Below are 12,381 nucleotides of genomic sequence, written 5' to 3'. Positions count from 1 at the left end.
GCGATTACCCTGGGGCCATGCCTGCTCCCGAGATCGCGCTGACCCAGCGCTTCCAGACCGCCTTCGTCGCCGCCTTCGGACCCGAGTACGCCGAGGCGGACCCGATCATCCGCCCTTCGCAGTTCGCGGACTTCCAGTGCAACGCCGCGATGGGCCTGGCCAAGCGCTTGGGACGCGCACCCCGTGACATCGCCGCGGAGATCGTCGACGCGGTGGACCTGGCGGACATCGCCGAGGCCCCGGAGATCGCCGGGCCCGGCTTCCTGAACATCCGCCTGCGCACCGACTGGATCGCGGCGCAGACCGCCGAGCTGGTGGACCCGGCGGCCGCCCTGGGCGTGCCGGCCCCCGAGCAGGCGCAGACCGTGGTCGTCGACTACTCGGCGCCGAACGTCGCCAAGGAGATGCACGTCGGCCATCTGCGCACCACCGTGGTGGGCGACTCCATCGTGCGCACGCTGGAGAAGCTCGGCCACACCGCGATCCGGCAGAACCACATCGGCGACTGGGGCACCCCCTTCGGCATGCTCATCGAGCACCTGCTGGAGGTGGGCGAGGACAGCGCCGAGGCGGATCTGGTGCGCACCGACCCGAACGCCTTCTACCAGGCGGCGCGCGCGAAGTTCGATGCCTCGGAGAAGGCGGAGGCGGCCGGCTCCGGTGCCGGGGGCGAGGACTTCGCCTCCCGCGCCCGCCGGCGAGTGGCGACGCTGCAGTCCGGCGACGCCGCCTCGCTGCGGATCTGGACGCACCTGGTGGAGCTGTCCAAGCAGTACTTCCACCGCATCTACGACATGCTCGACGTGACCCTCACCGATGAGCACCTGGCCGGGGAGTCCACCTACAACGACCTGCTCGAAGCGGTCTGCGACGACCTCGAGGCCGCCGGCCTCGCACGGATCTCCGACGGGGCGCTGTGCGTGTTCCCGGAGGGTTTCACCGGCCGCGACGAACAGCCGCTGCCGCTGATCATCCGCAAGTCCGATGGCGGCTACGGCTACGCCACCACGGACCTCGCCGCCGTCCGCCACCGCGTGAGCACCCTGGGGGCGGACCGCATCGGCTACGTGGTCGGTGCGGCGCAGGGCCTGCACTTCCAGATGGTGTTCACCGCCGCCCGCGAGGCCGGCTGGCTGCCCGCGCAGGTCGCGGCCGAGCACGTGAAGATCGGCTCGGTGCTCGGCGAGGACGGCAAGATCCTGCGCACCCGCTCCGGCTCCTCGCTGCGGCTGATGGCGCTGCTGGAGGAGGCCGTGGGCACGGCCCGCACCGTCATCGACGAACTGCGCCCCGACCTGCCGGAGGCCGAGCGGGAGCAGATCGCGCACGACATCGGCATCGGCGGCGTGAAATACGCCGACCTCTCCACCGCCCACGACTCGGACTACACCTTCGACCTCGAGAGGATGCTGGCGCTGACCGGCAACACCGCGCCCTACCTGCAGTACGCCGTGGCACGGATCCGCTCGATCAGCCGCAAGGCCGCGGCCCGCGGCCTCACCGCCGCTGCCACGCCACGGGTGGACAACGACGCCGAGCGCGCGCTGGCGCTGGCGCTGCTGGAGTTCGGGCCGACGCTGGTGAGCGTGGGGGCCGAGTACGAGCCGCATCGGCTGTGCGCCTACCTGTTCTCGCTCGCCCAGGCCTTCACCTCGTTCTACGAGGCCTCCCCGATCCTCCAGGACGCCGACGCGGAGGTGCAGGCCGGGAGGCTGGCCCTCGCAGAGCTCACCGAGCGGGTCCTCGTCGAGGGCCTCGACGCGCTCGGGGTGAACGCTCCGCAGCAGATGTGACACCGGATGTGACACCGCGGGCGGTGGAGAGCACCGGGCGATCTGCATGAAACGGACAGGTCCCCGGGGAATCCGCACAGTCGTCACCCTTCGTGACCGAACCGTGCCTCGACGTTACCCAAACGTGCCCGTCATCGGTGGTCATCGGCCTGGTCCGGGCCGGGGAGGCTTCCTACTCTTGAGCAGTGCCACCGATCCGCTCCGTCCACCTCGCGCTCTGGGCGGCGTATGCCCTCGCGGCGATGGTGAACATCGGTGCCGTGATGGCGGACGCCGAGATGGCCCGGCGTCTCTCACAGCCGCTGTTCGCCCCGCTGCTGCTGGCGCTGCTGCTGACCGCGGCCCCGCACCGCTCCCGCACCACCACGCTGCTGATCGGCGGTCTGCTGTGCGCCTGGGCCGGTGACGGCCTCGGGCAGCTGCTGCCGCAGTCCGCCCAGCTGGTCACCGCGGTCGGCTTCCTGGGCGCGCTGATCTTCTACGCGGCCGCGCTGGCTCCGCAGTGGGCCCGCACCCGTGATGCGATGCGCATCGCGCTGGCCATCCCCTACGGCGCCGTGGTGATCGGGCTGTTCATGGCCTGCGCGGACGGTGCCGGTCCGCTGCTGGTCGTGGTCGGCGCCTATGCGGTGGCGCTGGCGGTGGTGGCTTTCCTCTCGGCCGGCGGGAACAGCCTGACCTGGACCGGCGGGACGCTGTTCCTGCTGTCCAGCTCGCTGCTGGCGATGGACTGGTTCCTGCCCGGCGCGTCGATCGCCTTCAGCACCGAGCTGGTGATGCTCACCTACACCGTCGGCCACGCGCTGCTCATCGCCGGGATGATCCGCCTGATGCCGCGCCGCCGCTGGACCACCTGCGCGCCCGGCGCCGCCCTGGTGATCGTCGAGAGCTGAGGCTCAGCCGCTCGTCCCGAGCGCCTCGGCCAGCAGCTCCGCCTGCTCCCGGTGGAGCCGTTCGATGTCCTCGCCCCTGCGGGGGATCAGCTGCAGGCCGAGGCGACCGCTGATCTCCCGGTAATGCAGATCTGCATCGTTCTCCTCGAGCTGCAGCTTCGCCACCCGCACCTCCGAGAGGAACAGGTCCCGCATCCCCACGCTGAGGTGGACGGGCGGCAGGCCCTCCAGGCTCGCGTTGATCGGGGAGAGATCGGGGTGATCCAGCGGCGTGCGGCCGGCGTAGCGACGGGCCGCATCACGCAGCAGGCGCCGCTCGTGGACCGGATCGACCTGATCGGTCTCGGTGATCCCCGCGTTGGAGAGCTCGAGATCGAGCCAGGGCGACATGGCGATCAGCGCCGACGGGGCGGGGACGCTGTCCTGCTCGCGCAGCCGGCGGGCGATGACGAAGGCCAGACCGCCGCCGGAGTGCTGACCGGCCAGCGCCCAGGGCCGCCCGGCGAGGCGACCGTCGGCCGCGAGCGCTCCGAGCGCCGCCTCGACGTCGTCCCGACCCACCGGATGCTGGTGGTCGGGAGCGTTGCGGTAGTCGATCATCAGCCCGGCGCAGCCCAGCGCGTCGACCTGGCGGGAGAGCCAGGCCCAGTCGCTGGAGAACGGGCCGGAGACATAGGCGCCGCCGTGGAGGAAGACGATCAGGCCGTTCTCCGACCGGTGCTCGTCGAGCCAGACGGTGCGGGTGCGGCCGATCATCTCGTGCTCGATGGCGTGCGTCTTCAGCACGTGCCCGGGAGGCAACGGGCTGCGCGCCTCCCGCAGTGCCTGATGGGTCACTGTCGACGGGATCGGGATGCGCCGCACGGCGCGCGCCCCCATCACCACGGCGTCTCGGATCCGGCCCATCACTGCCTCCTGTCTACGACCCCTGCGGGCCGCCTCGCTGGCGGATGCGACCAGCCTAACGAACACCGCTGGGTGTGACGTCCAGGGCTCCAGCGACGGTCCCGGTAGCCTTCGACCATGCCCGCCTCCGCCGCTCCCCTCTCCGCCTCCGCTGCTGTGCCCGCTGCCGCGCCCGCGCCGCTCGCGGGCCCCCTGCTGGTCCTGGTCGCGATGCCTGAGGAGGCGGCTCCGCTGCTCGCGCGGCTCGAGGGCGGCGAGGAGCTGCCGACCCCCTTCGGCACCGGAGTCGCCGCGCGCCGCGGGCTGCTGGCGGGCCTCGACACGGTGGTGCTCACCACCGGCATCGGCATCGCCGCCGCCTCCGCGGCGGCGACCTGGGGGATCCTCACCACCGCCCCCGGCCTGGTCGTCGCCGCCGGCTCCTGCGGCGGGCTCGCGGCCGAGGTCGAGGTGGGAACGCTGATCGTCGGCGAGACCTTCACCTACTCGATCGCCGATGCGACCGCCTTCGGCTACGCCCCCGGCCAGGTGCCCGGCGGGCCCGTGCGCTTCGAGGCCGTGCCGCTCTGGGCGGACGCCGCCGAGCACGCGGCGCTGCGGGCCGACGGGCAGGACGGGGGCCGGGGCGTGCGCCGCGGGCTGATGCTCTCCGGCGATGCCTTCGTCACCGCGGAGATCGCCGCTCCGATGCGGGAGCGGTTCCCCACGGCGCTGAGCGCGGACATGGAGACCACCGCGAGCGCCCGCACCGCCGAGGCGCTCGGGTGTCCCTTCATCGCCCTGCGCGCGGTCTCGGACCTGTGCGGCCCGGCGGCCGGGCAGCAGTTCCATCTCGAGCTGGACGTGGTCGCCGAGATCTCCGCCCGTGCCGTCACCCAGCTCGCCGCGGAGCTGCTCCGCTGACCCGCTGAGCCTCTCAGCGCGTCGCCGCGTGCAGGATCTCCTGACCGTCGACGAGGGCGCGGAGGTTCGCGGTGATCCGCTCGTCCGCCCCGACGGGACGGCCCCCTGCCGCATGCGGCGTGAGCAGCAGGCGCGGCGCGTCCCACAGCGGGTCGTCCTGCGGGAGCGGTTCCGGGTCGGTGACGTCGATCCCGGCACCGCCGAGCGTGCCCGCCTCGAGGGCCTCCCGCAGCGCCACCTGGTCCACGGTCGTCCCCCGGCCGACGTTGAGCAGGATCGCGTGGTCCGGCAGCGCGGCCAGCACCTCCCGGCCCACCGCCCCCGCGGTCTGCTCCGTCGCGGGCAGGATGTTGATCAGCACATCGACCTCGGGCAGCGCGGCCGGCACCTCGCGCTCGGCGATGACCTCGAAGCCGGCACGGGTGCCCGCGCTGCGGGCCGCACCGCGCACCTCGGCACCGAGCGCCTGCAGGGTCGGGGCGAGGGTCTGCCCGATCTGGCCGAAGCCCCAGATCAGCACCCGGGCCCCGATCAGGGTGGTGAGCCGGCCCGCGGGGTTCAGCGGCTGCAGACCGCCCAGCTCGGTGGACCACTCGTGACGCTGCTGGGCCTCGCGGCTCTCCGGCAGCCGGCGCAGCAGGCTCAGCAGCAGGGCGAGGGCGTGCTCGCTGACGGTCAGCGAGTGCAGTCCGGCGCCGGCGGCGACCACCACCTCCGGGTCGAACCCGGCGGCGAGGATGCCGTCGATCCCGGCGGCCAGCGACTGCACCAGCTGCAGGGCCTCCAGGTGCTCGGCGGCGGAGACCAGGTGACGGCGGGACGCTCCCCACACCACCAGCACCGCGGCGTCGTGGTGCTCGGCGGGGATCTCGGCGCGGGCGTCGACCGTCACCGCCTCCCATCCCTGCGGCAGCACGGGATTCAGCGGAACGGTGTCGGGCAGCAGGATCTTCATGACCCCAGGGTACGGAGAAGATGGGGCGGCGGAGGGCAGGCGCGTCCCCGGCGTGCTCCCGGCGCTCGGACCTCCCCGCGCGGGCCGATATCCGCTGTCGACCCGCGGGCCGGGTCCGATAGCCTGCCCGCATGCGTGCAGGCTCAGCCCCCTCCCCCTCCGGCCCGACCAGCTGGCTGCGGGGGGCCGCCGCCGCGGTGCGCGCTGCGACCCGGGGCAGCGGCCGACGCGCCCGGCGCTCCGCGATCGTCGCTCCGCTGGACACCGCCGGTTTCCTCGGCGCCTCGGCGACGGCCTGGATCTCGACGTCCCCGAGCCTGCTGCCCCGCACCTGGTGGATGTGGGCGGTGAACATCGGCCTGTCCGAGGTGTACGGGTACGCCAGCGGGGTGCTGGCGGGTCGCGTGGTGCGGCGCCTGGGCCGGGAGATCGGCCTGCAGGTCCGGATCGCTCCCGACCACCGCCGCCGAGCGCGCTGGGCCGGGGCCGGAGCGCTGGTGGGCATCTCGGCCTACTCCTGGGTGCGCGGCACGCTGCGCCAGCGGGAGATCAGCCGTCTGGTGCACGAGGAGCCCAAGAACCTCGCCACCCACGTGGTGGGCACCGCGGCCGGGCTCGGCGCCTCCCTGCTCGCATTGGGCCTCGCCCGCTCGACGATCGAGACGACCCGTCTGTACCGGGCGCTGCTGCGGCCCTATCTCCCCCGCCGCCTGGTGTCAGCGGTGTCCCTGCTGCTGACCGTCGCGACCGTGGCCGTGCTCACCGACCGACTGCTCCGGGGCAGGATGCTGGAGACCCTGATCGAGCGGGCGGATGCCGCGAACCGGCTGATCTCCCCGGACGTCCCCCAGCCCACCTCCTCGCTGCGCTCGGGCGGACCGCAGTCGCTGGAGACCTGGCAGTCCCTCGGCGCCCCCGGCCGCAAGATCGTCTCCGGTGGAGCGGAACGGGCGCTGATCTCCGAGACGATCGGTCGCGAGGCGCTCGAGCCGATCCGCGTCTACGCCGCGACGTCCGGGACCCGCACGCTCGAGGACACCGTGGCCGCAGTGGTGGCGGAGCTGGACCGCACCGGGGCCTGGGACCGCGAGGTGCTGGTGCTGTTCACCGGGACCGGCACCGGCTGGCTGCAGGAGTGGTCGCTGTCCGCGATCGAGTTCCTCACCGCCGGGAACTGTGCGACCGCCTCGATCCAGTACTCGTTCTACCCCAGCGGCCTGACCTACGTCATCGACCGTCGCTCGCCCCAGCGGGCGGGTCGGCTGCTGCTCGAAGCGGTCCGTCGGCGGCTGGCCCGGCTCCCCGCGGACCGTCGGCCCGCCCTGTACGTGGCCGGGGAGTCACTGGGCTCCTTCGGGGGCCAGGCCGCCTTCCGCGACGTGCCCGAGATGCTCTCCACGGTCGACGGTGCGGTGTGGACCGGCACCCCCAGCTTCACCCCGCTGTGGCAGCAGCTGACCGCCCGCTCCCGCCCCGGGTCCCCCGCGGTGGCGCCGATCATCGACGGCGGCCGCCACATCCGCGTGGTCACCCGCCCACGGGACCTGCAACGCAACTATTGGGGCGGGCTCTACGAGCAGTGGCAGCACCCGCGGGTGGTCTATGCCCAGCACGCCTCGGACCCGGTGGTCTGGATGGATCTGCCCCTGCTGTGGCGGGAGCCGGCCTGGCTGCAGGAGCGGGTGGGGCACGACGTCACCCCGGCGATGCGCTGGTTCCCGTGGATCACCTTCTGGCAGATCGCGGCCGACATGCCGCTGTCCATCGCCGTCGCCGGCGGGCACGGCCACTCCTACCACGAGGAGATGGTCCCGATCTGGGCCGCGGTGCTGGGCCAGGACGCGGACGAGGGCGAGCAGCGTGCCCAGACCGCGCAGCACCGCGCCATCGTCCGCGCGATCCGGGCGATCCACCCGCAGGGGTGAGCCTCAGGGATGCGGGCCGACGGCGACGGGGCGCGCCGGCTCCGCGCTCCACTGGGACCACGAGCCCGGGAACAGCCGTATCCGGGTGAAGCCCGCGCTCTCCAGCGCCAGCAGGTCGTGGGTGGCGGTGACGCCGGAGCCGCAGTACACGATCGTCTCGCGGTCCTCGGTGACGCCCGCGGCCGCGAACCGACGGCGCAGCTCCGCGGGGTCCAGGAAGCGGCCGTCCTCGTCGAGGTTCCCGGTGAAGGGCAGGTTCACGGCTCCGGGGACGTGCCCGGCGCGGGGATCGATCGGCTCCGCCTCACCGCGATAGCGCTCGGGGGCGCGGGCGTCGACGACCAGCGCGTCGCCGGCGGCGACCTCGTCCGCCGTCGCGAGGCGGTGCGCGGGCCAGTCGCGCGCGGCGACGTCCCCGGACCGGGGGCGCACGTCCGTGGTCTCCAGCTCGCCGTCCCAGGCGGCCAGGCCGCCGCTGAGCACCGCGGCGTCGTGCCCCAGCGCGCGCAGCATCCACACCAGGCGCCCGGCGGGGGCGCCGTTGCTGTCGTCGTAGGCGACGACGACGGAGTCCTCAGTGATCCCGGCCCGGCGCAGCGTGCTCGCGAAGGCCTCGGGCTCGGGCAGGGGGTGGCGGCCAGCCTCGGGGCGGGCAGGGGCGGCGAGCTCGGTGTCGAGGTCGATGTACACGGCTCCGGGCAGGTGCCCCGCGAGGTAGGTGCCGTGCCCCTTCGAGCCGTCGAGCGCCCAGCGCACGTCCAGCAGCCGGACCGGACGGGCGCCGTCGGACCCCGCGAGCAGGGCGTGCAGGGCGGCGACCTCCAGGAGCGGGGGCAGCGGGGCCGGGGAGGGACGCACGGAATCGGTCATGCCCGGAGCCTATGCCCGCAACGGGCTCAGTCCTTGACCTGGAGGTCCACCCGCACCAGGCGATGGTCCGAGGCGCGGAACGGGTAGGCGCCGGTCAGCTCGCTGCCGGGCTGGTCCGTGTGCGGCCAGTACACCGCGGAGAAGACCACCTGGAGCGGCCGGGAGGGCAGCACGTAGTCCACCCGCAGGTTTCCGGGCGCGGGATCATCGGTGAAGTCCGCGGTGTCGAGGCGGGGATCGCCGGTGTGCCGGAGGTTCGCTCCGCCCTGCGCCTCGGAGGCTTCGACGGCGCCCTCGCTGCGGGGTTCCGGGTCCTGGACCCAGGGGTGCGTCAGCAGCTGGTCGATCGCGCCGGGCCAGGAGTCGCCGTCGAGGGGATCGGAGTTCAGGTCGCCGAGGATCACGAACTGCTCGCTGGGGGCGAGCCCCCCGCGGGTGCCGGCATCGTCCACGATCCAGCGCGAGCGCTGCCCGGGGCTGAGATAGTCGGCCCACAGCCGGATCTCGTCGTGGTTGCGGCGCTGATTGCGCTTCTCGGGGCCGTCGAAGCTGGGCGGGGTGGGGTGCGAGGCGAGGACGTGCACGGTGCCCGAGCCGACCCGCACCGGCACGTCCCAGTGGGACTTCGAGCTCAGCCGCAGCTCGCTCGCGATCTGAGGGCCGTAGTACTCGGTGGGCAGCAGGTTGCTGGGCATGTCCGCCCAGCGCAGCTTCTGGAAGGTGCGCACCTGCTCGGTGAGGATCGGGTACCTCGAGAGGATCACCATCCCGTACTGGCCCGGGAACTCGCCGAAGCCCCAGGCGTCGTCCGGGCCGCCGACGGTGCCGTCGCGGTTGAGGTCGTGGCCGCTGGGCACCCCGGTGTTGACCGGCGAGGTGAAGGAGTACCGGTACGTGACCGGGCTCTTCCCGTTCTGGGAGACCTCGAGGTAGTTCTTCCGGAAGAGATCGACCCCGGTGCCGTCCTCGTCGTGATCGAACTCGTTCAGCAGCAGGATGTCGGGATTGTTGATCTGGATGATCTCTGCGACGGCCCGGATCTGCGGGTCCTCCCCCTCCCCGGAGTCGGGGTCGGCGGCGAGGTCCTCGAGCAGCTGCCCTGCCGCCGCGCGGTTCAGCGAGGCGTTGAAGGTGGCGACCCGCAGGTTCACGAAGCGTCCCCGATGACGGGTGGGCTGCGGTGCGGCCTCGGCAGCGGCGGGCAGGCCGAGCCCGGCGGCAGCGGCCGCGGCGAGCGCTCGACGGCGGGTCACACGAGGAGTCATGCACCCATTGTGCACGTTCGACAGCAAGGGCGACAGCGCGGTGTGGACGAGAGCCCCGCCCTCCGCCGGCTCGATGCCAGACTGGAGCCATGAGAATCGCATTCCTCGGCACCGGTCGCATGGGCACCGAGCTCGCCCTCCACCTGATCCCCGACCACGAGCTGATCGTCTGGAACCGCACGCCGAGCCGCACCTCCCGGCTCGCCGCGGCAGGCGCGGCCGTCGCCGACACCGCCGCCGCGGCCGTCGAGGGGGCGGAGCTCGTGATCACCTCGCTGTTCGGTCCCGAGGCCGTGCGCGAGACAGTCATCGCGCCCGGGCTGATCCCCGCCGAGATCCCGTGGGTCGACACCACCACCGTCTCCCCCGCCGATGCCGAGGCCTACGCGGCCGCGGTCCCCACCTACGTGGGCGCCCCCGTGGTGGGCTCCCTGGGCCCGGCCCGCGACGGCGCGCTCGGCGTGTACGTCGGCACCCCGGACGACGCCCTGCGCGCACGGGTCCTCGAGCTGGTCGCGCCCTGGGCAGCCCCGGAGCGGCGGCACGGCGTGGACTCCGCGCGCAAGGCCGCCGTGGGGAAGCTGCTGGCGAACCTCGCCCTCGCGGTGAGCGCGCAGGGCCTGCGGGAGGCGCTCGCCCTCGGCGAAGCGACCGGGACCTCCGCCGAGGAGACCCTGGACATGCTCGCCGGCACCGGCCTCGCCTTCATGGCCGACATGAAGGGGGCCTTCGTGCGCGGCGAGCGCACCACCGCGGGCAGCGACTTCACCGCGAACGCGATCGCGAAGGACGCCCGCCTCATGATCGACACGGTCGAGGGGACCGCCGACGGCTCCGCGCACGACGACTCCGGCCCCCGGCCCGGTGCGGATCTGCCGGCGCTGCGCGGGGCCCTGGCCTCGCTCGACGCGGAGATCGCGGCCGGTCACGGCGAGGACGACTTCTCGACCATCCTGCTCGAGGAGGCCGAGCGCACCGGCGAATGACCCGCAGGATGCTTCGGCAAGCACGCGCCCGCGGCGAGCTGGGCGCGGTGCACGTACGTCCGCTCCGTCCGGCTCAGCTCGAGCAGAGACGCCATCGCCACGCCTGGCGCCCCGTCGACCCGGGTCCGCACGGTCCTGTGGAAGGGCCGCCTCAGCGCAGGTCGGCGAGCACGCCGGCGGCGGCCTGCCGGCCGGAGAACAGGCAGCCGCCGAGGAAGGTGCCCTCCAGGGCGTTGTGGCCATGCACCCCGCCGCCGCCGAAGCCGCTGGCCTCACCGGCCGCATAGAGGCCTGGCAGCGCTGCCGTGCGGTACGCCGTGCCGTCGTCGGCCGCTGCGCCCGCCTCGGCGCCCGGGGCGCGCTGCACCCGGCCACCCAGGTCCGTCTCGAGGCCGCCGAGGGTCTTGCGCAGCAGCACGTGCAGGCGCACCGCGATCAGCGGGCCGGCCTGCGGGTCCAGCAGGGCGTGCGGGGCGGCCGTGCGGATCAGGCGGTCGCCGACGTACTTCCGGGCCCCACGCAGGGCGGTGAGCTGTGCATCCTTCGAGTACGGGTTCCGCAGCTCCGCATCTCGGGCGCGGATGAGGTGCTCGAGCTCGCTGGCGTCGACCAGCTCCTCGCCCGTCAGCGCGTTCATCTTCGCCGCCAGCTCGGGGACGCTCCGCGCCTGCAGGAAGTCCTCCCCGTGGTCCAGGAAGGCCTGCACCGGGCCGGGGGCGCCGGGCTTCACCCGGCCCAGCACCTGCCGCCAGTCCCTGCCGGTGAGGTCCGGGTTCTGCTCGCTGCCGGAGAGCGCGAACTCCTTCTCGATGATCGTCCGGGTGAGGACGAACCAGGAGTGGTCGTGCCCGGTGGTGCGCAGGTGGCGCAGGGTCGAGGTGGTGTCGAAACCGGGATAGGCGGGGGCCGGCAGGCGCCGCCCGCGGGCGTCGATCCAGAGCGAGGAGGGACCGGGCAGGATGCGGATCCCGTGCCCGCGCCACACCGGGTCCCAGTTGCGGATCCCCTCGGTGTAGTGCCACATCCGGTCGCGGTGGATCCAGCGCGCGCCGGCCCGCTCCGCGGCCAGCATCCCGACCCCGTCGACGCTCGCCGGGACCCCGTGCACGAACTGCTCGGGCATGGTGCCCAGCTCCGCGGGCCACAGCCGACGCACCAGCTCCTCATTGCCGCCGATGCCGCCGGTCGCGAGGAGCACCGCCGCGGCCCGGTGGGTGAACTCACCGGTCACCGCCCGGGTCGAGCCGATGCCACGCTCGGTGGCATCCGGGGCCAGCACGTCCCCGCGCACCCCGGTGACGCGCCCACCCTCGACCAGCAGCTCGCGGACGGCGCGGCGGGTGCGCAGCACGATGCGGCCCGTCGCGCGGTGCGCGGCGAGCCTGGCGACGAAGGGTTCGACGATCCCGGGCCCCGTGCCCCAGGTGAGGTGGAAGCGCGGCACCGAGTTGCCGTGCCCCTCGGCACGGCCGTCGCCGCGCTCGGCCCAGCCCACCACAGGGAAGCTGCGGTGGCCGAGACCGCGCAGCCACTCCCGCTTCTCCCCCGCCGCGAACTGCAGGTACGCCTCCGCCCAGCGGCGCGGCCAGTGGTCCTCGGGGCTGTCGAAGGCGGCGGAGCCCAGCCAGTCCTGCCGGGCGAGGTCGAGGCTGTCGCGGATCCCCAGCCGGCGCTGCTCCGGGGAGTCGACGAGGAAGATCCCGCCGAAGCTCCACCAGGCCTGACCTCCCAGCTCCTGCTCCCCCTCGCGCTCCAGCAGCAGCACGCGCCGGCCGCCGTCAGCGATCTCGGTGGCGGCGACCAGGCCGGCCAGGCCCGCGCCGACGACGATGACGTCGGCGGTCTCGGACGCGGCGCCGTCGGCTCCTGCCCCCGGGACGCCCAT

Annotated in this window: 10 protein-coding genes; 5 read left to right on the top strand and 5 right to left on the bottom strand. The window is 73.7% G+C overall.

The features are described from left to right. Window positions 1–17: 17 nt before the first annotated feature. Complete coding sequence (argS, locus tag ACHUEU_RS06140; protein WP_394215027.1) at window positions 18–1,793, top strand: arginine--tRNA ligase; 1,776 nt, start codon at window positions 18–20, stop codon at window positions 1,791–1,793. A 185-nt stretch (window positions 1,794–1,978) separates the two neighbouring features. Then, a complete protein-coding gene (locus ACHUEU_RS06135) occupies window positions 1,979–2,686 on the top strand; it encodes a lysoplasmalogenase family protein (protein WP_394215026.1) in 708 nt (235 codons plus the stop codon). A 3-nt stretch (window positions 2,687–2,689) separates the two neighbouring features. On the opposite strand, the gene ACHUEU_RS06130 is transcribed toward ACHUEU_RS06135, so the two are convergent. After that, window positions 2,690–3,592, bottom strand: a complete 903-nt coding sequence (locus ACHUEU_RS06130; RefSeq protein ID WP_394215025.1) for an alpha/beta hydrolase fold domain-containing protein — start codon at window positions 3,590–3,592, stop codon at window positions 2,690–2,692. 117 nt (window positions 3,593–3,709) lie between these two features. On the opposite strand from ACHUEU_RS06130, the gene mtnN reads away from it, so the two are divergent. Next, window positions 3,710–4,495, top strand: coding sequence for a 5'-methylthioadenosine/S-adenosylhomocysteine nucleosidase (gene mtnN, locus ACHUEU_RS06125; protein ID WP_394215024.1), 786 nt, complete (start codon window positions 3,710–3,712; stop codon window positions 4,493–4,495). 13 nt (window positions 4,496–4,508) lie between these two features. On the opposite strand, the gene ACHUEU_RS06120 is transcribed toward mtnN, so the two are convergent. Beyond that, window positions 4,509–5,450 (bottom strand): NAD(P)-dependent oxidoreductase, encoded by a 942-nt coding sequence (locus tag ACHUEU_RS06120; protein ID WP_394215022.1) that lies wholly within the window; start codon window positions 5,448–5,450, stop codon window positions 4,509–4,511. Window positions 5,451–5,581: 131 nt separating this feature from the next. On the opposite strand from ACHUEU_RS06120, the gene ACHUEU_RS06115 reads away from it, so the two are divergent. After that, window positions 5,582–7,375 (top strand): alpha/beta hydrolase, encoded by a 1,794-nt coding sequence (locus ACHUEU_RS06115; RefSeq protein WP_394215021.1) that lies wholly within the window; start codon window positions 5,582–5,584, stop codon window positions 7,373–7,375. 3 nt (window positions 7,376–7,378) lie between these two features. On the opposite strand, the gene ACHUEU_RS06110 is transcribed toward ACHUEU_RS06115, so the two are convergent. Together ACHUEU_RS06110 and ACHUEU_RS06105 are read right to left on the bottom strand one after the other, a co-directional pair. Further along, window positions 7,379–8,245: a sulfurtransferase gene (locus ACHUEU_RS06110; RefSeq protein WP_394215020.1), complete on the bottom strand. Its 867-nt coding sequence runs from the start codon at window positions 8,243–8,245 to the stop codon at window positions 7,379–7,381. 26 nt (window positions 8,246–8,271) lie between these two features. Continuing rightward, window positions 8,272–9,510 (bottom strand): endonuclease/exonuclease/phosphatase family protein, encoded by a 1,239-nt coding sequence (locus ACHUEU_RS06105; protein ID WP_394215019.1) that lies wholly within the window; start codon window positions 9,508–9,510, stop codon window positions 8,272–8,274. A gap of 89 nt (window positions 9,511–9,599) precedes the next feature. Between ACHUEU_RS06105 and ACHUEU_RS06100 the strand changes: the two genes are divergently transcribed. Further along, complete coding sequence (locus tag ACHUEU_RS06100) at window positions 9,600–10,496, top strand: NAD(P)-dependent oxidoreductase (RefSeq protein ID WP_394215018.1); 897 nt, start codon at window positions 9,600–9,602, stop codon at window positions 10,494–10,496. A 151-nt stretch (window positions 10,497–10,647) separates the two neighbouring features. Here the strand turns inward: ACHUEU_RS06100 and ACHUEU_RS06095 are convergent, their stop codons facing one another. Next, window positions 10,648–12,381, bottom strand: a complete 1,734-nt coding sequence (locus ACHUEU_RS06095) for an FAD-binding dehydrogenase (RefSeq protein ID WP_394215017.1) — start codon at window positions 12,379–12,381, stop codon at window positions 10,648–10,650.

The sequence above is a fragment of the Brachybacterium vulturis genome, assembly GCF_043641765.1.
In the GTDB taxonomy this organism is placed as follows: domain Bacteria; phylum Actinomycetota; class Actinomycetes; order Actinomycetales; family Dermabacteraceae; genus Brachybacterium; species Brachybacterium vulturis_A.
The sequence above is the reverse complement of the archived record's forward strand: the minus strand, read 5'-3'. Positions and strand labels throughout refer to the sequence as shown.

Excerpts from the sequence above, each read along its gene's own strand:
- ACHUEU_RS06120 (WP_394215022.1), bottom strand. The coding sequence starts at position 5,450 with ATGAAGATCCTGCTGCCCGACACCGTTCCGCTGAATCCCGTGCTGCCG.
- ACHUEU_RS06105 (WP_394215019.1), bottom strand. The coding sequence starts at position 9,510 with ATGACTCCTCGTGTGACCCGCCGTCGAGCGCTCGCCGCGGCCGCTGCC.
- ACHUEU_RS06110 (WP_394215020.1), bottom strand. The coding sequence starts at position 8,245 with ATGACCGATTCCGTGCGTCCCTCCCCGGCCCCGCTGCCCCCGCTCCTG.
- argS (WP_394215027.1), top strand. The coding sequence starts at position 18 with ATGCCTGCTCCCGAGATCGCGCTGACCCAGCGCTTCCAGACCGCCTTC.
- ACHUEU_RS06115 (WP_394215021.1), top strand. The coding sequence starts at position 5,582 with ATGCGTGCAGGCTCAGCCCCCTCCCCCTCCGGCCCGACCAGCTGGCTG.
- ACHUEU_RS06100 (WP_394215018.1), top strand. The coding sequence starts at position 9,600 with ATGAGAATCGCATTCCTCGGCACCGGTCGCATGGGCACCGAGCTCGCC.
- ACHUEU_RS06130 (WP_394215025.1), bottom strand. The coding sequence starts at position 3,592 with ATGGGCCGGATCCGAGACGCCGTGGTGATGGGGGCGCGCGCCGTGCGG.
- ACHUEU_RS06095 (WP_394215017.1), bottom strand. The coding sequence starts at position 12,381 with ATGGGCGTCCCGGGGGCAGGAGCCGACGGCGCCGCGTCCGAGACCGCC.
- mtnN (WP_394215024.1), top strand. The coding sequence starts at position 3,710 with ATGCCCGCCTCCGCCGCTCCCCTCTCCGCCTCCGCTGCTGTGCCCGCT.